Here is a 22,823-nt window from a genome sequence, read left to right on the forward strand (position 1 = left end):
CAAGAATTCTACTCTGTTTTGGCTGCAAAAGCATCTTTTCAGCAAAAAACCTCCCGCTAACCGGGAGGTTCCGAAAAGTCGGGGAAAACCCCTTCTGGCCGGTAAGCATGCGGGAGGCTTAGAGCTTCTCCACATTGAAGTACTGCGCTTCCGGGTGGGCAAAGACCATAGCCGAGACCGAAGCCTCCGGCTCCATCATGAAGCCCTCGGTAAGCTGCACGCCGATATCCTCGGGCTGCATAAGCTTGAACAGCGGCCCCTGATCCTCCAGATCCGGGCAGGCCGGGTAGCCGAAGGATACGCGGATGCCCTGATAACGCGCGCCGTGTCTTTGCTTCATTGTCATATCTGCCGGGTCCGGGAACCCCCAGGTGTCGCGCATCATATGATGGACACGTTCAGCCAGGCCTTCCGCGACTTCAAGGGCGACAGCCTGAAGAGCATGGGAACGGAGATAATCCCCCTTATCCTTAAGCTCGGTCGATAATTCACGCACACCATGGCCCGCAGTGACCACCAGGAAGCCCACATAGTCCATGATCCCGCTCTCCACCGGCTTCAGGAAGTCTGCAAGGCAGAGATACGGCTCCACATTCTGGCGCGGGAAGGTGAAGGTATGCAGCACGTTCGCCTGATTCTGCGGATCATAGACCAGAATATCATTCCCGCGTGACTGGGCCGGGAAGAACTGGTACATCGCATGCGGAACGATCGTGCCTTCCAGCATCGCCTGATGCAGAATATCGTCCACGGTCTCTTTCAATTCAACCGTACGCGGGTCCCGTGCTGCAAGCTGGGCCTCCACAGAGCCGCGCAGGCCCAGATGATGGCCGAGCAGCATCTGCATATTCACATAAGGAATAATATGGCCCAGCGGATAATTGCGCAGGACATGACGTTCGAGATCCGGCGGACTGAACACAGGGGCGTCCGCCGAGATTTTGGAGCGGACTGCGCGCGTAAGCTCGGGAAGCGGCGCTTGCGGAGCGACCGCTACGGCGGCCTCAGCTTCCTGGCGGACCTCCTCTTCAATCTTCACCCGCTCCAGCGGGTTCATCAGCCGGTTGGCGATATCCAGACCGTCCATAGCATCCTTGGCGTATAAGACGAGTCCGTCATATTCCGGCCGGATACGGGTCTTCGTGAACTTGCGGGTCAGCGCCGCACCGCCCACCATAATCGGCACATCAATACCGGCGGAACGCAGATCCTGCGCAGTCAGTACCATCTGCTGCGCCGACTTTACCAGCAGGCCCGACAAGCCGATGGCATCTGCCTTTTCCTTGCGGAAGGCTTCAATGATATTCTCCGGCGGAACCTTGATGCCCAGGTTGACGATCTCATAACCGTTGTTGGAGAGAATAATCTCCACCAGATTTTTGCCGATATCATGCACATCACCCTTGACGGTCGCCAGCATGATTCGCCCTTTAACCGAGGTCTCATCCTTCTGCATGAACTGTTCCAGATGGTTAACAGAAGCCTTCATCACTTCAGCGCTCTGCAGCACCTCTGCCACGATTAATTCATTGTTATTGAACAGCCGTCCGACCTCAGACATCCCCGCCATCAGCGGACCATTAATGATCTCCAGCGGAGCCGAGGTCTTCAGCGCTTCATTCAGATCCGGGATCAGGCCTTCCTTAGTGCCTTCTACCACATAGGAAGCAAGGCGCTCCTCCAAGGAGAGATTAGAGATCTTCTCCTTCTTGTCGACCTTCTTGCCGCGGAAAGCCGCCACGAACGCAGACAGCGTATCGTCATTTGTATTATAGATCAGCTCTTCAGCCAGCTTGCGCTCCTCTTCAGGGATAGATGCATACCGCTCCACCTTCTCTGTGTTCACAATGGCATAATCCAGGCCGGCCTTGGTACATTCGTACAGGAATACCGAGTTCAGCACCTCGCGGCCGGCTTCCGGCAGACCGAAGGAGACATTGCTGATGCCCAGAATGGTGTGAACCGCAGGCATAGCTTCCTTGATCAGACGAATGCCGTCAATCGTTTCCTTAGCCGAACCGATATACTGCTCATCCCCGGTTCCTACAGGGAACACGAGGGTATCAAAGATCAGATCCTCCGGAGCCAGACCGTATTTGTTGACCAGCAGATCATACGAACGTCTGGCTACCTCCAATTTGTCCTTAGCCTGAATGGCCTGGCCGGTCTCGTCGATGGTGCCCACTACAATCGCTGCCCCGTACTTATGAATCAGAGGGGTGACAAGCTCGAATTTCTCTTCACCATCTTCAAGATTAATGGAGTTAATGATCGCTTTGCCCTGGCAATACTGCAAGGCCAGATCAATAACCTTCGGATCGGTCGTATCAATCATTAACGGCACTTTGACCTTCTTCACCACCAGCTCCAGGAACCGCATAATATCTTCCGTCTCATCACGGTCCGGGTCCTGTACGCAGACATCAATGACCTGTGCGCCGCTCTTCACCTGAGCACGGGCGATCTCCGACGCCTCCTCATATTTCCCTTCGACGATGAGACGCTTGAACTTACGGGAACCGAGAACATTGGTCCGTTCACCGACCATATAAGGACGGTTCTCATTCTCCACGTATACCGGCTCGATCCCGGACAAGGCCGGAGGATGCTGGCCGTCCAGCTTGCGCGGCGGGTAGGCCGCCATCACTTCAGCCATCGCACGGATATGCTCCGGCGTGGTTCCGCAGCAGCCGCCGGCAATGTTCAGCCAGCCCTTCTCAGCGAAGCCGCCCAGCTTGCGGGCAAGTGAATCCGGGGACTCATGATAATTCCCGTTCTCATCCGGCAGACCGGCATTCGGGTAGCAGCTTATAGCTGCCGAAGAGATCGCGGACAGCGAACGGATATGGTCACGCATGAACTCCGGTCCGGTCGCACAGTTCAGACCGATGGACACCGGCTTCAGATGCTCCAGCGAAATATAGAATGCTTCGATATTCTGACCGGCAAGTGTAGTTCCCATAGGTTCAATGGTTCCTGAGATCATTACCGGCAGCGTAATCCCGCTCTTCTCGAAGGCATTGCGGATACCAATACTGCCTGCCTTGACATTCAGTGTATCCTGGGATGTCTCCAGCAGCAGCGCGTCCACCTTACCGTCGATCAGTGCTACCGCCTGCTCTTCGTAGCTGTCTACCAGATCCTTGAACGTTACTCCCCCTGTAACAGAGAGCGTCTTCGTGGTCGGTCCCATAGCGCCTACAACATAACGCGGGCGCTCGGGTGTATCATATTTATCTGCGGCATTACGTGCAAGTCTGGCCGCCGCAAGGTTAATCTCACGGGCACGGTCCTGAATATCATATTCAGCCAGTACCACCGAGGTGGCACCGAAGGTATTCGTCTCGATCAGATCTGCACCGGCCTCCAGGTATTTCTCATGAATATCCTGTATTACCTCCGGCCGGGTCAGTACCAGCATTTCATTACAGCCATCCAGGTCATCCCCGCCGAAATCCTCGCCGGTGAGCGGCACCTGTTGAATCATGGTACCCATAGCTCCATCCAGTATCAATATGCGCTGCCGCAAGCTCTCAGCAAGTGTGTATTTGGCCACTTTCCATCCCCCCAGTGAAACATTAGAGTAATTTTAGCAGAATAAAGGGATTTCGGAAAGCCTTCCTTTCCACCCTGCATTATTTGTATTTCCGGTGATTCCAATTCTCTTACGGCTCTACTACCAGTTTTGCATTCGGCATGGAATGCTGCGTCCGGGCAGTCACATGAGAAGTGACTGTGAATTCCCCCGCCTCTGTAAAGGTATGCTCCCCGGTATAAGCGCCTTCTCCGGCACTTTCACCCTTGATTTCCACCTTCGAGCTCTTATCCGCCGCATCGTTGACCTCAAACATCACTTCTCTGGCATCATCAACCGGTTCACCGTCCTGTGTCACCACAGCCTTGAAGCTAACCTCTGTGCCTGCGCTTACTTTCTCCGGAGTCCAGCTCAGTTCCACCTTAATGGGCGACATGGAGGAATTCGCGGCAGCATACATCTGCATCTCATCCTCTTTGTTCCCCGAGCATCCGGCAAGTGTCATCCCCATCACTATGCATATCAGTCCTCTGCGTATCGCTGGCTTCATCATCCGAAATCCTCCCGGTTCATAGGTAGATTCTTCTTCATCCTTACAAGCAGAAAAATATGAATTCTAGTATATCAATGAAAGTCAGAACGCTTCTCTTCCTATTATACACATAATATTCAATTTGCCTTAAAGAAGCTGCATGATTCACTCGTGAACATGAGAATAGTCATATCTTTCATTGTGAGCACTTGGGTGAGGACTTGGGTGAACGCTGCGTGAACGGACCGTTGTTCCAATCGCTGTGCTCTCCAGATTTTTTTTCATTCCCCTATGCGGTGAAAATCCGGAGACTGCTGATGCTTCCGAAGCGAGCTTTCCTGCGGAAAGCTTTCAAGCGACCGCTATCGCTTTTACACCATCCTAATGGATGAATAAGATAACCTTTGCGAGCACATAATGTATGCTGTTTTTCACATACATTCAGGCCGTGTGCCTGCTCGTGAGCACAATGTATGCTGTTTTTCACATACATTTGATCCAACACATCTTCTCCACAGCAGCAGGAAACTATAGTTTCCTATATATTAAAAAAATAAAGAGCAACCATTCTCCAGTGACGGGAGGACCGTTGCTCTTTGACCTTTTACAATTTTAAAAACACAGATGTTTCAATTATAGGGAGTCTACCAGCGGCAGAAGCTCTGAGAGATGGCTGATCTGGTAATCCGGCGTTATCTCCGGGTCAGAAGCCTTCTTATTTCGGTTGATCCAGACCGTGGTCAGCCCGGCAGACAATCCTCCAAGAATATCCGTCGTAAGCTTGTCGCCAACCATGATCCCTTGCTCTGGAGCAATATCCAGCAGTCCGAGCGCATGCTCGAAGATCCCTTTGTCCGGCTTGCCTTTGCCGAAGCTTCCCGAAATCACAATATGGTCAAAATACGGGGTAAGCTCCGGTACACCGTCCAGCTTCTCCTGCTGAAGTGCCGGGCAGCCATTCGTCAGCAGCAGCAGCTTCACCTTACCGCGCAGCAGATCCAGCACCTGAAGCGTCTCTTCATAGATATACGGACGGCTGCGGCGCTCAGCGGCGAACTTGTCAGCCAGCCGTGCAGCCAGCGCCTCATCCTCCACCCCGAGTGAAGCCAGGCCGCGGCGCCAGGATTCCGTACGGTAGACGGGTGCAAGCTGCTCCAGTTGACGGAATTCCGGCTGTTCTCCGGCAGTGAAGTTGGCCCAGAGCGCTTCATACGGATTAATACCGATCAGCTTCGTGAATGGATATGTCTCATAGGATTCATAGAGCGAACGGGCTTCCCTGCGTACAGCAGCCTCCAGCTCCTTCGGATCAACGATATCTCCAGCAGCCTCAGAAGCATAGCGGAAGGCTTCTTCCACGCTGCGGTCATCCCACAGCAGTGTATCGTCAAGATCAAATAGTACGGCGGTAATCGGCATTAGTTGTCCCTCTCCCTATATGCTGGTCTGTCTTCCTATTCGTGCACGACTTCAATATTGTTGTTCTTGGCGAACTGCTCCAGACGTTCCCCCATCGCAGCGGTGTCATAACGGTTAATCAGCTTGGAGAAAATCCACTGTTTGCGCTTGCCCTTATACTTAATGGTAACTACACTGCGCGATAAAATGATCTTCTCAATATCCGCCGCAGCCAGAAAGCGTTCACGGTTGTACTTAATAGTAGAGATCCGCGCACGCTCAACCTTAAGGAACGGACGGCGGAAGAACAGCAGCGCAGCCAGCAGGAAGTACAGCACAACGCCCAGCCAGTTGGCCAGAATCCCGCTTCCTTTGGCTTCGTCAATCGAGCCGACCACCCAGAACATGATGCCAAGCAGCATCAGTACAACGGGGAATACGATATTGCGGCCTTTGAAAATATCAATGCTTTTCGCGGCTGCCTTAGTGCCGGAAGTGTAAATGGAATCCTTCCCCTGCTTCTTTCTTTGCTGGTTAATCTGCTTCGTGTTGCGTTGAACCATTCTTTCCCAAGAACGGGCCATGTAAGTTCCCCCTAGTCATCCTGTATTATCTGAAAAGGCAACAGGCTAATGCTTAAGTCCGTTATTGCCTTCTTCATGCTCCGGATTATCCACAATTTCAATGGTATCAAGCTGGGCCCGAAAGTTCGTGCGGATATTCCCCAGGTAAATCTCGCGGAGCTTGGCACGTTCAGCCAGTTCCTCTTCATTCAGGCCCCCGTTCTTAGCTTTGCGTGCCAGTTCATTGATGCGGGCGACCAATTCGTCAATATTCAATACGTTTCCCTCCCTCTAAATTCATTTTAACTTTGCCATGAGAAAAAGAGCTTGTCAAGGTCTACCCCCTGAAAGCTCTCCGAGTCAATCACCAGTCTGCTGCATTCTGTCAGTATACGGGTATAGTCAAAATATCTCCTGCCTTAATTCCGCTGTTCTCTAAATGATTCGTCTTCATTATTCCTTCTATATATACAGCAGTCTTCATGTCTGCAGGCTTGTTATTCAAGGCAATACTCCATAAGGTATCCCCGCGCTGCACTACAATCCGTTTATCCGGCTTCATGGAAGAGATCGAGCCGGCAAAAACATTCCCCACTACAGTAAATCCCGAAACGACAAGCATCAGCACCAGAACCATCTTCATCAGGCTAACCTGACGGAAAAGTGATACGAGTGCAGTGAGACTATGAAGAATCGCGTCCTTGAGCTTGGTTACATAACTATGGGCAGTTGGATTACCGGGAGCGGACACCTTGATATCCTCATTATTGTAGATGCTGTTGTATGTACTATACTTTAACATGATCATCATCCTCCAAACACATGTTCTTGCTTTCGAAAATAATATAACACGAACATGTGTTTCGATCAACAGTTTTTTCAGAACAGCTGTTCCCTTTATTTTCGTTCTCTTATTTTCCTCATTTTAGAACTTATGTTTGTACGAACGGAAGTTCTATGTTATAATTTTCCCAAACATAGTATATGGGGTTGATTCCGATGTCAAAGATTTCTAGTCGTCAGCTGGCGATCCTGGAATTTATACGTAATGAAGTCCGCAGCAAGGGGTATCCTCCGTCCGTCCGCGAGATTGGCGAGGCTGTCGGCCTGGCCTCCAGTTCAACCGTGCATGGTCACTTGGACCGGCTTGAGAAGAAGGGCCTGATCCGCCGTGACCCTACGAAACCGCGCGCCATCGAACTACTCGGCCAGGAAGATTCAGAGAATGTGCATCAATTCGTCCAGACCGTTACCCGCATCCCGGTAGTGGGTAAGGTTACAGCCGGTGTTCCTATTACGGCTACGGAGAACATTGAGGATTACTTCCCGCTGCCTGCTCATTATGTAGGTGATAACAAGGTATTTATGCTATCTGTCCTTGGGGACAGTATGGTGGATGCCGGAATTATGAACGGGGATTATGTCATCGTCCGCCAGCAGCAGACCGCTGACAATGGCGATATCGTTGTAGCGATGACCGATGAAGATGAAGCAACTGTTAAGACCTTCTACAAGGAACGGGATCATATCAGGCTGCAGCCGGAGAATCCGGCGTACGAGCCTCTCCGCCTTAACCGCGTTACGATTTTGGGACGGGTCATCGGATTATTCCGCGATATCCACTAATTTACTCCCCCGCATAAGAACAGGCAGCTACGCACCATGCGCAGCTGCCTGTTTTCTGTTTATTTCCATTCGTGAAATGGGCAAAAAGTCAAATGCAAACATTTGTTCGCATACGGCTTTTTGGCCACTTTTCCTGTGAACCGCTGCACAGATCCGCACATATCCTGATGATAAAGGAGTGCTGATCTTCATGCCCAATTATCGAATCATTGTCGATCTGTCACAGCGTATGCTGTATCTGCTGGATAATGACGTTGTTACCCGAGGCTTCCCTGTCGGCATCGGTAAAATGTTAACCGTCTCGCCCGTAGGCGAATACACCATTATTAACAAACAGCCTAATCCTGGCGGACCGTTCGGCGTCTTCTGGATGGGCCTGTCCAAACCGCATTATGGCATCCACGGAACCAATGACCCTTCCTCCATCGGCCACATGGTCTCCCACGGCTGTATCCGTATGTATAATGCAGACGTCCTTGCCCTGTCCGCTATCGTCCCTATAGGCACCCGGGTTACGATCAGGGAATAGAAAGCTCTCACAAAAACCCTTGAGGCGCCAGATTGCGCTCCAAGGGTTCTTGTGACTGCTATGAATTAGTTCAGATACAGGTTACAGCACACTTCTCAACAGACGGATAGCCACAGTATTCAAACGGATGGCTTCACGGATCGAGGCTCTGGCTTCCAGCAGCTCTCTTCTGGCCCGCGATCCTCTAGGGACTCTGCGCAGATTCTCGTTAATTTCTTCCAGTCGCTCCAGCAGGACGGCCCGCTGTGTAAGCAGGACATTAATGGCTCTACGAATCCGGTTTCGTTCTCTTTGGTTCATCGTTACACCTCTTCTACGTTTGATAGTATAAGAGATGCAAGGAATCACTTCAAAGATTGTGCGATCCGGCAGTAATGTTAGAGCTGCGGTTAACGGGCAGCGAATCTGCTCACTTCTTGTTCAATCCTACCCGGAACTCAAACTCATCGCGTCTATAAGTCATACCGGCCAGCACAATGTACTCCGCTGTCCATTTCTGTACAGGTCCGGCATAATCAGCAATCACATGCGGTTTGCCATCGACCAGCTGAACGACGTAGACCTGTACCTGAGCCAGTGCAGCAGCGAAGAGATCAGCATCACTGGACAGTACTTTATAAGCCGTATTCAACTTCCTTCCTCCTTGTTCCACAACCATGATTAAAGATTCCATCTCGAATCTATTTAATTATACCGGGTTCTGGAACAATATGTAAACCTATTTTACAGCTGGATAAAAAGGATCTTGAACAAGCCCAGATAAGTCCGGTTGGCCGAGCGGTCCCCGATCAGGCTTCGGCCATTCTCAACGTCCGGTACGCTGAATGTAGAGAAGATAATGTAATTATCTCTTATAGTAAAAGACTCGACCAGCGGCCGGGCAACCATGTCCGTAATTCCTCCGGCCAAATCCGTCCCCGTCCCCTTCAGATCCTTAACGGCATACGCACTGAACTCTTCCTTCCCCGGATTGAGCACAGCCATAACGATCAGGATGAGTAGAAGGGCAATCGCCCACTTCCAGCCTGTTCTCTTGCGGACTCTGCGTTCAGGCTGCGGCATGCTATAACGCGGATTCATTCTTTTCCCCCTCATCTACAGAATATACTGTATCTCTTGCAACAAGAACCCCAGCGGATTCAACATCATCCGGCACACGAACAGCATCCCATCCGTAATTCCACTGCCCCCGATATCAACGCTGCTCCAATCCCACACTGGCGGAGATGGCGCATCAAGCCCATATTGCTCCATGATCCTCTCCTGGGTCTCCGCAGGAACAGCCACTCCTTCCGCCCCTGCCACCTGACCCATCAACGCCAGGATAAGTATCAGCGGAAGCATAATTTTATATGTATTCTTCATCATTCACTCCCATGTCTGCCACTAGAATTCTCTTCTGGTCAAGTATATAGGAGATGGAATAGTATGTAAATTGAATTGATCTGGAATTATAATTCCTATATTATGATGTAAGGGTTTTGTTCAGTCTTCATCTTCAATCTGTCCTTCACACTAAAAATCGAGAGAGTTTTTTTATGTAGGAGGTTCATGTATGAATGGAAATAAAGTTATCATCATTCTTTTGTCCATATCCATACTGGGCGTGCTCCTTTACTTCGGGATAGCTTATGGACTGCTATGGTATATTTTCCAGTCCCCGCTTCCCATTGAAGAATAGCATCCGTTCGACGTCAAAACTCATATATGAATGGTAAACATCATGATTCGATCTTGTTTGGTTTAAGAAAGGAAGAATAAATAAGGAGCATCGGGTGATCAAATGAAGAAATACAACAGAAGCGAAAAAATCATTCTCGGGGTACTGCTTGGCATGACTGCTGTACTATTTATGGGAAGCCTGTTTTTTTGGTATGTCTTCATCACAATATAAAACAACCCCAAAACATATAAATTCTGAAAAAACCCCCGACGCTATAAGCGCCGGGGGCTGCTGTATCCTAGTAAAGCGTCATGTACTGATCTCTTTCCCACTCGTGAACCTGGGTTCTATAGATGTCCCATTCGATTTCCTTCAGCTCGTAGAAGTGGGCCAGGGCATGTTCGCCGAGGGCTTCGGTGATTACGTGGCTGCGAACCATTTCGTTCAGGGCTTCCTTCAGATCGGACGGCAAGCTTGGAATGCCTTCTTCAATCCGTTCTTCTTCGGACATGACATAGATGTTACGGTCAATCGGAGCCGGAAGATCCAGCTTGCGTTTGATTCCATCGAGTCCTGCCTTCAACATTACAGCCAGTGCAAGATAAGGGTTAGCCGCCGGGTCCGGATTACGAACCTCAACGCGTGTGCTGAGTCCTCTCGAAGCCGGAATACGGATCATCGGGCTACGGTTACTTGCAGACCAGGCAACATAACAAGGTGCTTCATAACCAGGTACCAGACGTTTGTAAGAGTTAACCGTCGGGTTAGTGATGGCTGCAAAAGCACGTGCGTGCTTCAGAATCCCTGCCATGTAATAACGGGCTGTCTTGCTAAGACCAAGTGTGTCGCTCTCATCATAGAACATATTCTCGCTGCCGTTGAACAGGGATTGGTGGGCGTGCATACCCGATCCGTTCATGCCGAACAGCGGTTTAGGCATAAAGGTTGCATGCAGGCCGTGATGACGGGCTATCGTCTTCACGACAAGCTTGAAAGTCTGAATCTGATCCGCTGCCTTGATGGCATCGGCGTATTTGAAGTCAATCTCATGCTGGCCGGAAGCCACTTCGTGGTGGGAGGCTTCAACTTCAAAGCCCATTTCCTCCAGTGTCAATACGATTTCACGGCGGCAGTTCTCCCCGAGATCCATCGGCGCCAAGTCGAAATATCCGCCCTGGTCATTCAGTTCAGTGGTCGGGTTGCCCTTCTCATCGGTTCTGAACAGGAAGAATTCAGGCTCTGGTCCAACGTTCATAGCAGTGAAGCCCATTTCTTCCGCTTCCTGCAGACAACGCTTGAGGATACCGCGCGGGTCTCCGGCAAACGGTGTGCCATCCGGCATGTAGACGTCACAAATCAGGCGTGCCACACGGCTGTCTGTCACCCAAGGGAAGATTACCCAGGTACTCAGGTCCGGATACAGATACATATCGGATTCTTCAATCCGCACATAACCTTCGATGGAAGAACCATCGAACATCATTTTATTGTCGAGCGCCTTTTCAAGCTGGCTCACTGGAATTTCTACATTCTTAATGGTTCCAAGCAGATCGGTGAATTGCAGGCGAATAAACCGGACGTTCTCGTCCTTGGCGATGCGCAGAATATCCTCTTTAGAAAAGCTCACGTTACCCTCTCCCTTTCAACTGCTCTATATTATTTATTAAAAAACCGGGATAGCTCACCTTGGATTAGAGACACTTGTCCCGGTCTTTTACCGGAAACCAGCTCCTGCTTCAGCAGACGGTGAAGCTGTGAATCAGACAACTCTCTACGTCTCACCTCTGTGTCAGGGGTAATAACCGTAGCTTCCTCAGATTCCTTCGAGACAGGATTCATCACCTGCTTGATGCCGGCAATATTGACACCCTTCTCTATCAGCGCCTTGATCTCAAGCAATCGTTCGACATCATTAAAAGAGAACAAACGCTGGTTGCCGGAGGTACGCGCAGGTACGATCAGGCTGTGCTGCTCATAATAACGAATTTGTCTGGCGGATAGATCAGTTAACTTCATTACGATTCCAATAGGGAATAATGCCATATTTCTGCGGATTTCATCACCCATGACTCATCCAACCTTCCAATGATCTTTTTCTCATCTCATTGTACATTTCCTTATATGGCGTGTCAATGGTGTGTGAGTTTTTCTCACAAGATTTCTTTCTATCCTTGTGATACCCTTGTGAGATTAGTTGATCATTGCGTTGGATTTAGTAGATTTAGTTTCCCGAAGTATATCATATAGACTAATCTTCAAGCAAAAATAACGTGGAACACCGCCATCTCCCACAATTCTCCAGCCATGAATAGCTCAGATTGTTGCCCTCATGTCATGTCACGCTTCAACAACCCATTCCCCTTCGCCCGCCGGAGTCTCGAATCCGTTCAAAAAGCGGGACAGGATCTCGTCAGTGATCGGAAATGCCGCATTGGCATCCATCCGCCCGCTCCTCAGCAGAAGCCGCTGCCGTAACTCTTCAGGCTGTACCTTGAGGAAGATCACAGCCCATTTCCCGCCATGCTCCCCGATCAGCTGCTTGTAATCATCCCGGCGCTGCCGCTGCCAGAAGCTGAAATCCACCACCACATGGCGCTTCGCCTGTACCAGCTCTACCAGCTCATTACGCAGCTTCCGTTCGGACTGTTCCTTCAAAGCTTCATATTCTTCTTCAGGATAATCGATCCCGAAGCGGCCGTGTGTACTCCAGATATCCTCATCAATGGACAGCCGGACGAAGCCTTCCTGCTCCAGCTCCAGCGCAAAAGTCGTTTTGCCCGAGCCCGCCACACCGCACATCATGACGACCAGCGGAGCCTTATCCGCACGCTTTTTGTGTAACAATCCTTCGATAGCTTCTGCTTTGTACATGGGTCTGTGCCTCCCGTGCGTTACAAACTATAACAGCTTGCGCTCCCTCATACTCTGCAGGGCCATTAACACCCCGTACTTAACATGGGAATACGTTAATCCTCCCTGCATATACCCGATATACGGAGCGCGGATCGGCGCGTCCGCAGACAGCTCCAGACTCCCGCCCTGGATGAACGTCCCCGCCGCCATGATGACAGGATGCTCATAGCCGGGCATGTCCCACGGTTCCGGCACAACATGGCTGTCCACCGCTGCTGCACGCTGAATGCCTTGTACGAAGGCTATGAGATGCTCCGGTCCGTCAAAAGCCACCGCCTGGATCAGATCCGTCCGTGGCTCATGCCAGGCAGGCTTGGTGGTGAAGCCGCAGCGCTGGAACACAGCGGAAGCGAAAATACTGCCCTTCACAGCCTGTCCCACCGTATGCGGGGCCATGAACAGACCTTGATACAGGCCGCGCGTCGTGCCCAGCATCGCCCCAACCTCACCGCCGATTCCCGGGGCAGTCAGGCGGTAAGCCGCCAGCTCCACCAGGTCCGCGCGCCCGCAGATATAACCGCCTGTCTCGGCGATTCCGCCGCCGGGGTTCTTGATCAGCGAACCGGCCACCAGATCAGCGCCAGCCTGCGGCGGCTCCAGCGTCTCGGTGAATTCCCCGTAACAGTTATCCACGAATACGATGACATCCTGCTTAATGGCTTTTACCCGTGCTGTCATCTCGCCAATCTCGGCGACTGTGAAGGACGAACGCCAGTCATAGCCGCGCGAACGCTGGATTCCGATGACCCGGGTCTTGTCATTTATCGCCATAGCGACCGCGTCCCAGTCGATCTTCCCCTCTTCTGTCAGCGCAGTCTCACGGTAGCCGATGCCGAAATCCGCCAAAGAGCCGGTTCCGTCCCCGGGCTTGCCGACTACCTTGTGCAGCGTATCATAGGGGCGCCCCGTAATGTATAGAAGCTCGTCTCCGGGCCGCAGCACACCGAACAGAGCTGTAGCAATCGTATGAGTCCCTGAAGCGAAATGCGGCCTTACCAGCGCTGCCTCTGCACCGAATACTTCGGCGTAGACCAGATCCAGCACCTCGCGTCCCCGGTCGTTGTAAGCATATCCGGTGGAACCTGCGAAGTGAAAATCACTCACATGCTGACGCTGGAAAGCTTCGATCACCTTCCACTGATTATGATCCACAATCCGGTCAAGGGCCTTGACGGCACCTTCAATCTCAAGCTCAGCAGCTTCCGCTGCCTGTAATAAATCCTCTGCAAATCCTGCCATGTCCCCTTCATCTCTCCTAACATTCCTGTATAATGATGTCCCGCTTCTGGAACAACAGATGTGCAGCCTGATACGCTTACACTCCGAGAAAACCCGCACAGCAAAGCCTGCCTGGATCATTATCCGAAGCAGACTGTTACTGTGCGGGAATAGATGCTTCCTATCTAATCAAAGCGGTTCAAAGCCACTCCAAGCGGACCTGGAGAGCCCTTATTGCGGCTCCACGAATTCAGCCAGCTTGTAGCTCCATTTGTCATAATCTTCTTTGTTCAGCCGCACGTTATAGAGCACATCGCTCCCGTCGTAATTCTGCTCCAGCACCTCGCCCACCCGGTAGAGCAGGGAGGACAGATCCCCCCGGTCTCCGGGAATGCGGAAGATCAGCGTATCCCCTGCCAGCTGGTCGCTGATGACCTCCGTGATCCGTGAGAGGTCGTCCTCATTAAAAGCACTGATCTTGAGGAAGCCCTCCCCGGACGGAAGCATCTCCAGCTGCTCCGGCTGGCACAGGTCGGACTTGTTGAACAGTACGATCTGCGGCTTGCCTGCCGCGCCCAGATCCTGCAGAATCGTTTGAACGACTTCCATCTGCTCCTCCCGCATCGGAGAAGCAGCATCCACCACATGCAGCACCAGATTGGCTTCATTCACTTCCTCCAGGGTAGCGCGGAAGGAGGCTACAAGATCATGCGGCAGATTCTGAATGAAGCCGACGGTGTCCGTAAGCACGACCTCCTTGCCGCCCGGAAGCTGAAGCACCCGTGAGGTCGGGTCAAGGGTAGCGAACAACTGGTTCTCGATGTACACATCGGCATCTGTCAGCTGCTTCAGCAGGGTGGATTTGCCCGCGTTGGTGTAACCTACCAGCGCCACCTGAACCGCACCGCTCTTACGGCGGTGTTCACGGTGCAGCCCACGGGTCTTGACCACCTCATCCAGCTGGCGCTTCAGCTCGGTAATCCGGTCCCGGATATGCCGGCGGTCCGTCTCCAGCTTGCTCTCTCCGGGACCTCTCGTACCGATTCCGCCACCCTGACGCGACAGATTCTTGCCTTGCCCCGACAGGCGCGGAAGCAGATAAGACAGCTGGGCCAGCTCTACCTGGATGATCCCTTCCCGGGTCTTCGCCCGTCCGGCGAAGATATCGAGAATCAGCTGAGTACGGTCAATGATTTTGAGATCCAGCGCCTCTTCCAGATTACGCACCTGCGCTCCGGACAGCTCCTGATCGAAGATCGCGGTATTCGCGCCAAGCCCGTCAGCGGCCATCCGCAGTTCTTCCACCTTGCCTTTACCGATAAACCACCTGGAATCCGGGGTCTCCTTATTCTGCCGCAATACATCCAGCACCTCTACACCTGCGGTCTCTGCTAATTGTACCAGTTCCTGTAGCGAGAGCTCAGGGTCGATCCCGGTGCGTTTGATTTTATCAGTCACCAGACTCACGAGAATCGCCCGGTCCTGCACATCTGTCTCTGTGTCATGTGTTGTAGTTGCCATTCATTCCATGCTCCTCATCTATTCTTCCTGTACTACCCTTTGAAATCCTCGATCCGCAGGGTCATCAGCTCCTGCTTGCCCGGACTGGTGCTCTCATACTGGTTCAGCAGCCTCACAGCCTGTGCGCGTACGGCCTTCTCAATACTGTTGCGCACATACCTTGCATTGCTGAAAGCATGCAGACTCTCGGTCTTCTCATTAAGCAAATGCTGCTTGAGTCTGAGTATGGCCTGCGGCATCAAAATATAATCACGGTCCTTGGCCATCAGCTCCGCAATCTGCAACAGCTGGTCGATGGTATAATCGGGAAATTCGACCTGAATCGGAAAACGCGAAGGCAGACCCGGATTGCTCATCAGAAAATAATCAATCTCGCCGGAGTACCCGGCCAGAATCAGGACAAACTGGCTGCGGTGGTCCTCCATCGATTTGACCAGCGTGTCGATGGCTTCCTTGCCGAAATCCTTGTCTCCGCCGCGGGCCAGACTGTAAGCTTCATCGATAAAGAGAATGCCCCCAAGCGCTTTTTTAACCAGATCCCGCGTCTTCTGAGCAGTATGTCCGATATATTCGCCCACCAGATCCGCGCGCTCCACTTCTATCAGATGCCCTTTGCTGAGTACACCCATCCGCTGGAAGAGCTTCGCCACAATCCGTGCCACCGTGGTTTTGCCTGTTCCCGGATTGCCCTTGAACACCATGTGGTAGGCCTGGCCTCCGGTGGCAAGTCCGGCTTCACTGCGCATCTGGGCCACCTGCAGCAGGGCATAGATCTCGAAGACCAGCTCTTTGATGTTATCCAGACCTACAAGTGCATCCAGCTCCCGGCTTAGCTCCTGGAACAGTCCGCTATGGCTGCCGGGCTTGGAGGTAACTGTACCTCCCGTGCTATCAACCGGCAAACCTGATACCGGAGCCGGAGTCTGATGGTTCAGCACAATGTTAATCTGCCTGGACGGTCTGCGTTCTTCCCGTCCGCTGCTTGCCGCCGCTACATGTCCGTTCACCTAGTTCACCTCGTTATACAGGTCTGACTTGCTCTAACCAGTCTATTCCAGTATAAAAGGGGTTATTAGCAGTTTTGGAAATTAGCAGAGTTACAGCGACAGCTCCTGCACTTTCCATTTGGTGTAGGCCAGGATTTCGCGGGACTTATACTTCAGCATCGACATGACTTTAGACTCCGTTATGCCAAGCTGCGGGTTCTTATATCCAAGTTTATGCGCAATCTCCAAGGCACGGCGGCCATGAAAATCATGCGTAATCACCACTGCAGAGGACAAGCCCTTCTGCTGCATGACTGTCTTGCTGAACAGCAGGTTCTCGTAAGTGCTGGTAGACTGGTTCTCCAGATAGATCACCTTGTCCGGTACCCCATGGGCAACCAGATACCTCTGCATGCCTTCGGCTTCCGTGTACTTATAATCCGGCTGATCCAGACCTCCGGAGACGACAAAATGGCTGAACGCCCCAGCCTTATACAGCTTAAGCGCGTAGTCGAGCCGTTCCTTCAGCCCGGGACTCGGTTCATCCCCCCACATGGACATTCCCAGAATGACCCCGGCGTCCGCCTTCACTATGGGCGAGGTGGTAGCTGCACTGTTAATTCTGTTAAAGGCCACTCCGCACCAGACGAGGCCGGCCACAACCAGTACCAGCAGCGAAACCGTCAGCACTCTCTTCGTACGTCGGCGGCGCTTGCGGGACACTTTGCGGATGGGGGATGAACCCCGCGGATAGACATACCAATCCATAATCTATTTCCTCCTAAATTCTCCGTGATGAAACAATTCGGCACGATGCTTCAGTGAAAGGGAGAAATACGGAAAGGCATGGGCGTCTATCGTACGCAGTATTGCATTGGCTGTTGACCAGGCTAACTGGTAATCACTGTCTGTGATATCTTCCCGCTCCAGCGCTTCCTCCAGCTCGTCCTCATCCAGCAAAAACACTTCACCATTCCACAGCACTACAACATCCAGGTACAGGTCGTCGAACCAGGGAACCCCTTGATCCGTTACACCCTGGACCTTGCAGGTGTCAATATACCACTGCACAATATTCTGCCGTTCATCAAACATGGCCGTCACAATATAATGGCCGTCTTTGGGAAAATACTGCAGCCATGAATATCCCTTGTCCGCTATGCGGTATGTATGCCTGCCGTAACTCTTCCATAAAGGCTCCTTCAGCCCATAAATGGTGTAGAGCGTGATATAACCGCTGAATTCCCGGGTCTCCACATAGCGGCAGGCAAAATGGCGGCGGGTAATTCTGCGCCAGTTGGCCCGGTCTCCGAATTTACGTTTCATATGAATAACCCTCTTCTGATAATGGTGCCTTCAGCTTAACACATTTTGCAGAGACACTCAAAACAAGAAAACCCCGACGTCCGGCCATTCTGCGTAGCGCAGAGCTTCCGGAGCTGTCAGGGTATTTGTTAATCCTGTAAACTTGATGTATCCAGCCTACTGCGTAGTGTCTGGTCCTTCGACAAAGCCGCTGCCCGGATCACTTGCCGGATCGGTTCCGGCATTCGGGTCAGGGATGATTCCGGGATCGACTGTACCGCCCGGCGCTTCCGGTGTCGGTAATGGCTCTGGTGTGGCGGTCGCAGGCGGCGGTGTTATCTCAGGCGGGGCTGTGGCGGTTCCGCTGCCGTTGTTCCCTCCTTGACCATTGCCCTGATTGCCCGGACCATGATTGCCGGAGCCATTATTCCCAGGGCCGTTATTCCCAGAGCCGTTATTACCCGGTCCGTTATCCGGCGGAGTGCCTCCGTTCTCACCATTTCCGGGATTCCCGCTGTTATCCGGGTTGTCCGTTGGCATATTCGGGTCAAGCGTCGGCTCCGGCTCAGGGGTCTGTAGCTCATCCTGGACGGATACAGTTACAGTCGCCGACGGCTCGCTCTCCTGATCAAGCTCTTGATAATACGCGGTAACATAATACTCGTAAGACAGTCCCGGCATCGCACTGATGTCCCCTATATTAGATGCCATGGTATTCATGAGTGAAGTGAATTCCGCCTCTGACGTCTCGCGGCGGTATATACGGTACTCTACACCGCTTGCCGCAGCAGGGTTCCAGCTCATATTCACTGTCATCGTGGATGGATCATAAGCCGCCTGGAAGCCCGTTACTGCTGTTACGGCTTCAGGCGTAGGCGTTGCCTCTACTTCCACAGCGGAGCCCTTCGGTACTGGGAACTGTTTGGCAGGTACACCTTCCAGCGCCTTCTCCATGACCTTGCCCCAGAAGGCAGCGGCCAGCGGACTGCTGTTCTTCAGCAGATGGGTCTTGCTTGGCTTGTCATAGCCCATCCATACCGCAGCCGTCCATTCCGGTGTATAGCCGACGAACCAGACATCACGGTTCGAGCTGATGCCCTTATAACCGCTCTGCGTTGTACCGGTCTTACCGGCTACCGGCCGGTTAATTTTGGCTTTTTTACCCGTACCATCCTGGACGACACGCTGCATCATCTCTGTCATCTGATAAGCGGTCTGTTCACTCATCACACGGTCTGCCTTGGTGTTCGCCTTGTAGACGGTCTTGTCATCACTGTCGGCAATCGACTTGATGGAATACGCCTGGCGCAGCTCCCCGCCATTGGCGAAGGCGCTGTAGGCTTGGGCCATCTCCTTCGTGTTCGTTCCCTCACTCATCCCGCCGAGGGCGAGCGACAGGTTCTTGTCCTCATCCTTCAGGTTGATGCCCAGCTTCTTGGCGAACTGGAAGCCGGTATTCACACCGATCTCATTCAGCAGCCAGACCGCCGGGATATTCTCCGACTTTGTCAGCGCATCGCCCATGCTGATCGACTTCGAGTACCCGTGCAGGTTGTTCGGACAATATTTGCCGAAGCATTGCTTCTCATTGCTCAGCATGGAATCATTCGTGAATTTGCCGGATTCCAGAGCAGGTGCATAGGATACCAGGGGCTTGAAGGCAGAACCCGGTGAGCGGCGGCTGCCGTCGATCCGGCTATAGCCTTTTTTCTCATAATTACGTCCGCCCATCAAGGCTACAATGCTGCCGTTCTCCTGATTCATAATGGTCATCGAGCCCTGTACCAGCTCATCGTCCACACTCTTCTCGAAATTATCACTGTCGGCAAAAGCATCCTCAATCGTCTCCTGGGCATGCTTATCCATAGTTGTGTAGATCTTATACCCGCCGATGTTGAGGTCATCCTCGGTCAGCCCGAATTTGTCCTCAGCCTCACCAATGGCATAGTCGATGAATGCCTGGTAACGCTGCTTGCCTGTCTCTGGTGGCGTATAGTTATAGTCAACAGCCTTAGCCTCGTCCATTTGCTCCTTGGTAATCTTTTTCTGATCATACATCAGCTGAAGCACAACGCCGCGGCGTTCCTTCGACAGCTCAGGATTGCGCAGCGGATTGTAGCGGGAAGGCCCCTTAGGCATTGCAGCGAGCGTAGCGATTTCCCAGAGCTTTAGATCGTTCAGATTATCCTTACCGAAGTATCGGATAGAAGCAGCCTTGATCCCATAGATGGTCCCGCCGAACGGAATCCGGTTCAGGTACATCGTGATAATATCTTCTTTGGTTTCTGTTTTCTCCAGCGCGACGGCAATCGATACCTCGGTTGCTTTGCGGAAGAAGGTCTTGTCCCGGTTCAGAAAGATATTCTTCGCCAGCTGCTGGGTGATCGTACTGCCGCCTTCAACCATGCTGCGTGCCGCAATATCCTTCACAGCCGCGCGTCCGATGGACCAGAGGTCCACCCCGTTGTGCTCGAAGAACCGTTTATCCTCGGTCGCCACGAACGCGGTAATCAGCAGCTCGGGAATATCCTGGTATTCCACCGGGTCACTCTTCTCCAGCGAAAGTTCGCCGATCAGATTCCTATTGCGGTCAAAAATCTGCGTCGGCGGATTCACCGTCAGCTTATCCCGGTTCTCATCCAGCAGCTTCTGCCCGTTCAGCATAATGAACAAATAGCCGCCCAGCGCGCAAAAGATCGCTAAGGCAATTGAAAAAAACAAACTCCACAACACACGTTTTTTGGTTAAAAATCTTTTCTTCTTTTTCTTCGGCTTCCCTGGGGAACTCGGCGTCTGGCTTCCTCTGTTTCTATTGCCGCCGCTCCTGGTTAGTTGGTCTCTGGACATACTGCCTCCTGACTCCCTTAACGGAAAAACATGAATGATGTTCACGAATGAAAAGAACAACCTTCTCAGGTTGCTCTCTCGCACTCTCTATTCAAACGATTTATAAGCAAAAAGGTTTCGCTTCAAGGCTGTAAAATCTTAAACCTCGTTATTATTGTCCTGCATCAGTGATACGCTTCGCTGCGGTGTAAACGTGGAAATCGCATGCTTGTACACCATCTGCTGGCGCCCGTCACTGTCGATCACAATGGTGAAGTTGTCGAAGGCTTTGATAATTCCCCGGATTTGAAAGCCGTTGGTCAAATATACTGTAGCAGGGATATTCTCTTTGCGCAGCTGGTTCAAGAACGTATCTTGAATGTTAATGGACTTGTTCATATGACGTACCCCCAATGGTTCAATTAGATTGTTCAGAAGTATATTCAAGACCTGTGAGAAACTTTCCTGCTATTATACCATTTAATTTCGCAAAATTCTCAGAAAAGTTTTGGCTCTCCAGGACGTCGATCCAGTGAATCTCCTTCATGTGGCGAAACCATGACAACTGCCGCTTGGCAAACCGGCGGGTATCGCGCTTCAGCAGCACCACTGCTTCCGCAAGCGTCATCTCCCCTTCCAGGTAGGCGGCAATTTCCTTGTAGCCCAGGCCCTGCATCGATACAAGACTCCTGCCGTAGCCTTGATCCAGCAGCCGTTGCACCTCAGGCACGAGGCCATCCGCCAGCATCTGATCGATTCGCTCTTCAATACGTTTATATAGTATTTTCCGGTCCATTGTCAAACCGATCAGGCATAATTCATAGGGAGACTCCTTGTTCTGGACGGCCAGCGAGTCGGATAACGGGACGTTCGTCTGGTGATAAATCTCCAGCGCGCGGATGATCCGCCTGCGGTCATTGGGATGCAGCCGCTCCGCGCTAGCCGGGTCCACCGCTGCCAGACGGGCATGCAGGGCATCCGCCCCATGGGCCTCGGCGTAAGCCTCCTGCTGCTCACGGAACGCCTCGTCAGCCACCGCTTCAGAGAAGCGGAAGCCGTAGCATAACGATTCAATATACAGTCCTGTTCCGCCCACAATAAAAGGCAGCTTGCCCCGCCCGCTGATCTCTTCGATCAGCCGGGCCCCCTGCTCCTGGAATTCAGCCGTCGAATAAGCGTCCTGCGGGTCATGAATATCAATCAGATGATGGGGGATATCCTTCATCTCCTCAGGCGTAATCTTGGCCGTACCGATATCCATCCCGCGGTAGACCTGCATCGAATCCCCGGAGATGATCTCGGCTCCGTGAGCCTCCGCCAGTTCCAGACTCAGCCGGGTCTTGCCAACCGCAGTTGGTCCCAGCAGTACAAGCACTTTGCGTTTAGTCTTCGTTGTCAATGGTAATCACCCCGTACGATGTTTTGGCATTGGCCCGCAGCAGCTCCTTGAAGCCCAGGCGGGTGAATTCTCCGCTCAGCGCCTTCTCCTTCAGCAGCACAGTCTTGCGCGCAACCCGGGTGGCCTCAGCCACACTGGCAGGCGACAAGGCGGCGGGATTGGCGAATTGCCGCAGCGGCGAGATCGCCGCCGAATCCGTAAGCGGCACCCGGAACATCGGGTCGAAATAGATAATGTCGATGCTCTTGTCCGGCTGGGCCCGCAGGTATTCCAGATGGTCCCCGTGCTGCACATCAATACGGCGCAGCGCCTCGTTCACCTTGATCTGGCCGGACACATACCCGCTCATTCCTTCCAGCAGAAGGGCATACAGCGGCAGTGAGCTCTCCAGCGCCGTCACCTTGGAGTGTTCCCCTCCGGTGACCGAGAACAGCAGCGAGTCGGCTCCGAGTCCTGCCGTGCAGTCCAGCACGCTGTCGCCGGGCAGCATGCCTGCGGCAGCGATCATGGGGTCCGGCTCGCCTCTTAAGATTCGTTTGGCGCGGACAAAGCCCATGCTGGGATGGAATTCCATCGGCGGCATTCCCGGCGTGATCAGCCGGACGGCCTCCTGCAGAACCACCAGAATCTGTTCGTCCCCATAATGCTCCACCAGCTTGCTCATGGAGAACTTCGCTCTTGGAGCATAGGCGCAGCCTGTGCGTTCCGCAAGCTGCCGGGCGCGCCCGGCAACTTCCGGTATCGGGTCAAAGCCCGTGGTTATAATCATGTTGCCTCCGATCCTGCACTCTATAAATGTACAATATAGC

At 52.5% G+C, this 22,823-nt stretch carries 25 protein-coding genes; 3 read left to right on the top strand and 22 right to left on the bottom strand.

Going from position 1 to position 22,823, the window contains the following annotated elements; genetic code table 11:
- Positions 1-118 precede the first annotated feature (118 nt).
- The 6 genes from metH to MHH28_RS08230 all read right to left on the bottom strand — a co-directional run bounded on the left by metH (position 119) and on the right by MHH28_RS08230 (position 6,830).
- Positions 119-3,496, bottom strand: coding sequence for a methionine synthase (gene metH / locus MHH28_RS08205; RefSeq protein ID WP_405116931.1), 3,378 nt, complete (start codon positions 3,494-3,496; stop codon positions 119-121).
- A 169-nt stretch (positions 3,497-3,665) separates the two neighbouring features.
- The gene (locus MHH28_RS08210; protein ID WP_405113807.1) at positions 3,666-4,088 is read right to left on the bottom strand and encodes a FixH family protein; all 423 of its coding nucleotides are present in this window, start codon (positions 4,086-4,088) and stop codon (positions 3,666-3,668) included.
- Between the two features lie 612 nt (positions 4,089-4,700).
- Positions 4,701-5,486, bottom strand: a complete 786-nt coding sequence (locus MHH28_RS08215) for an HAD family hydrolase (protein ID WP_405113809.1) — start codon at positions 5,484-5,486, stop codon at positions 4,701-4,703.
- A 35-nt stretch (positions 5,487-5,521) separates the two neighbouring features.
- Positions 5,522-6,049, bottom strand: a complete 528-nt coding sequence (locus MHH28_RS08220) for a hypothetical protein (RefSeq protein WP_405113811.1) — start codon at positions 6,047-6,049, stop codon at positions 5,522-5,524.
- A 45-nt stretch (positions 6,050-6,094) separates the two neighbouring features.
- Positions 6,095-6,304, bottom strand: coding sequence for a DUF896 domain-containing protein (locus MHH28_RS08225; RefSeq protein ID WP_036695465.1), 210 nt, complete (start codon positions 6,302-6,304; stop codon positions 6,095-6,097).
- 109 nt (positions 6,305-6,413) lie between these two features.
- Positions 6,414-6,830, bottom strand: a complete 417-nt coding sequence (locus tag MHH28_RS08230) for a LysM peptidoglycan-binding domain-containing protein (RefSeq protein WP_405113813.1) — start codon at positions 6,828-6,830, stop codon at positions 6,414-6,416.
- A 197-nt stretch (positions 6,831-7,027) separates the two neighbouring features.
- On the opposite strand from MHH28_RS08230, the gene lexA reads away from it, so the two are divergent.
- Together lexA and MHH28_RS08240 are read left to right on the top strand one after the other, a co-directional pair.
- Positions 7,028-7,654, top strand: a complete 627-nt coding sequence (lexA, locus tag MHH28_RS08235; protein WP_340753329.1) for a transcriptional repressor LexA — start codon at positions 7,028-7,030, stop codon at positions 7,652-7,654.
- Positions 7,655-7,844: 190 nt separating this feature from the next.
- On the top strand, positions 7,845-8,183 hold the full coding sequence (locus tag MHH28_RS08240; RefSeq protein ID WP_405113816.1) for a L,D-transpeptidase: 339 nt from the start codon (positions 7,845-7,847) through the stop codon (positions 8,181-8,183).
- An 81-nt stretch (positions 8,184-8,264) separates the two neighbouring features.
- Here the strand turns inward: MHH28_RS08240 and MHH28_RS08245 are convergent, their stop codons facing one another.
- From MHH28_RS08245 to MHH28_RS08260, 4 genes are all read right to left on the bottom strand, one after another.
- Positions 8,265-8,483, bottom strand: a complete 219-nt coding sequence (locus MHH28_RS08245) for a hypothetical protein (protein ID WP_405113819.1) — start codon at positions 8,481-8,483, stop codon at positions 8,265-8,267.
- A gap of 109 nt (positions 8,484-8,592) precedes the next feature.
- On the bottom strand, positions 8,593-8,814 hold the full coding sequence (locus tag MHH28_RS08250; protein ID WP_405113821.1) for a hypothetical protein: 222 nt from the start codon (positions 8,812-8,814) through the stop codon (positions 8,593-8,595).
- Positions 8,815-8,906: 92 nt separating this feature from the next.
- The gene (locus MHH28_RS08255) at positions 8,907-9,263 is read right to left on the bottom strand and encodes a hypothetical protein (RefSeq protein WP_405113823.1); all 357 of its coding nucleotides are present in this window, start codon (positions 9,261-9,263) and stop codon (positions 8,907-8,909) included.
- A 15-nt stretch (positions 9,264-9,278) separates the two neighbouring features.
- The gene (locus tag MHH28_RS08260; RefSeq protein WP_405113825.1) at positions 9,279-9,527 is read right to left on the bottom strand and encodes a hypothetical protein; all 249 of its coding nucleotides are present in this window, start codon (positions 9,525-9,527) and stop codon (positions 9,279-9,281) included.
- A 211-nt stretch (positions 9,528-9,738) separates the two neighbouring features.
- On the opposite strand from MHH28_RS08260, the gene MHH28_RS08265 reads away from it, so the two are divergent.
- Complete coding sequence (locus MHH28_RS08265) at positions 9,739-9,864, top strand: hypothetical protein (RefSeq protein WP_405113827.1); 126 nt, start codon at positions 9,739-9,741, stop codon at positions 9,862-9,864.
- A 280-nt stretch (positions 9,865-10,144) separates the two neighbouring features.
- Here MHH28_RS08265 and glnA read toward each other — a convergent pair whose 3' ends face one another.
- From glnA to MHH28_RS08325, 12 genes are all read right to left on the bottom strand, one after another.
- On the bottom strand, positions 10,145-11,473 hold the full coding sequence (glnA, locus tag MHH28_RS08270; protein ID WP_405113829.1) for a type I glutamate--ammonia ligase: 1,329 nt from the start codon (positions 11,471-11,473) through the stop codon (positions 10,145-10,147).
- A 29-nt stretch (positions 11,474-11,502) separates the two neighbouring features.
- Positions 11,503-11,913, bottom strand: coding sequence for a MerR family transcriptional regulator (locus MHH28_RS08275; protein ID WP_019910684.1), 411 nt, complete (start codon positions 11,911-11,913; stop codon positions 11,503-11,505).
- Between the two features lie 270 nt (positions 11,914-12,183).
- Complete coding sequence (locus MHH28_RS08280; protein ID WP_405113833.1) at positions 12,184-12,717, bottom strand: AAA family ATPase; 534 nt, start codon at positions 12,715-12,717, stop codon at positions 12,184-12,186.
- A 27-nt stretch (positions 12,718-12,744) separates the two neighbouring features.
- The gene (locus MHH28_RS08285; protein ID WP_405113835.1) at positions 12,745-13,998 is read right to left on the bottom strand and encodes an aminotransferase class I/II-fold pyridoxal phosphate-dependent enzyme; all 1,254 of its coding nucleotides are present in this window, start codon (positions 13,996-13,998) and stop codon (positions 12,745-12,747) included.
- A 210-nt stretch (positions 13,999-14,208) separates the two neighbouring features.
- On the bottom strand, positions 14,209-15,498 hold the full coding sequence (gene hflX, locus MHH28_RS08290; RefSeq protein ID WP_405113837.1) for a GTPase HflX: 1,290 nt from the start codon (positions 15,496-15,498) through the stop codon (positions 14,209-14,211).
- A 32-nt stretch (positions 15,499-15,530) separates the two neighbouring features.
- The gene (locus MHH28_RS08295; protein ID WP_405113839.1) at positions 15,531-16,505 is read right to left on the bottom strand and encodes an AAA family ATPase; all 975 of its coding nucleotides are present in this window, start codon (positions 16,503-16,505) and stop codon (positions 15,531-15,533) included.
- A 90-nt stretch (positions 16,506-16,595) separates the two neighbouring features.
- Positions 16,596-17,252: a YdcF family protein gene (locus MHH28_RS08300; RefSeq protein ID WP_405113841.1), complete on the bottom strand. Its 657-nt coding sequence runs from the start codon at positions 17,250-17,252 to the stop codon at positions 16,596-16,598.
- A gap of 3 nt (positions 17,253-17,255) precedes the next feature.
- Positions 17,256-17,810, bottom strand: coding sequence for a DUF402 domain-containing protein (locus MHH28_RS08305; protein WP_405113843.1), 555 nt, complete (start codon positions 17,808-17,810; stop codon positions 17,256-17,258).
- Positions 17,811-17,966: 156 nt separating this feature from the next.
- The gene (locus MHH28_RS08310; protein ID WP_405113845.1) at positions 17,967-20,636 is read right to left on the bottom strand and encodes a PBP1A family penicillin-binding protein; all 2,670 of its coding nucleotides are present in this window, start codon (positions 20,634-20,636) and stop codon (positions 17,967-17,969) included.
- A gap of 138 nt (positions 20,637-20,774) precedes the next feature.
- Positions 20,775-21,014 (bottom strand): RNA chaperone Hfq, encoded by a 240-nt coding sequence (hfq, locus tag MHH28_RS08315; RefSeq protein WP_405113847.1) that lies wholly within the window; start codon positions 21,012-21,014, stop codon positions 20,775-20,777.
- A 19-nt stretch (positions 21,015-21,033) separates the two neighbouring features.
- Positions 21,034-22,014: a tRNA (adenosine(37)-N6)-dimethylallyltransferase MiaA gene (miaA, locus tag MHH28_RS08320; RefSeq protein ID WP_405113849.1), complete on the bottom strand. Its 981-nt coding sequence runs from the start codon at positions 22,012-22,014 to the stop codon at positions 21,034-21,036.
- Positions 21,998-22,783, bottom strand: a complete 786-nt coding sequence (locus tag MHH28_RS08325; RefSeq protein ID WP_405113851.1) for a class I SAM-dependent methyltransferase — start codon at positions 22,781-22,783, stop codon at positions 21,998-22,000. The genes miaA and MHH28_RS08325 overlap by 17 nt, the downstream gene beginning before the upstream one ends.
- Between the last annotated feature and the right edge of the window lie 40 nt (positions 22,784-22,823).

This window comes from Paenibacillus sp. FSL K6-1217 (assembly GCF_045040735.1).
In the GTDB taxonomy this organism is placed as follows: Bacteria; Bacillota; Bacilli; order Paenibacillales; family Paenibacillaceae; genus Paenibacillus_AQ.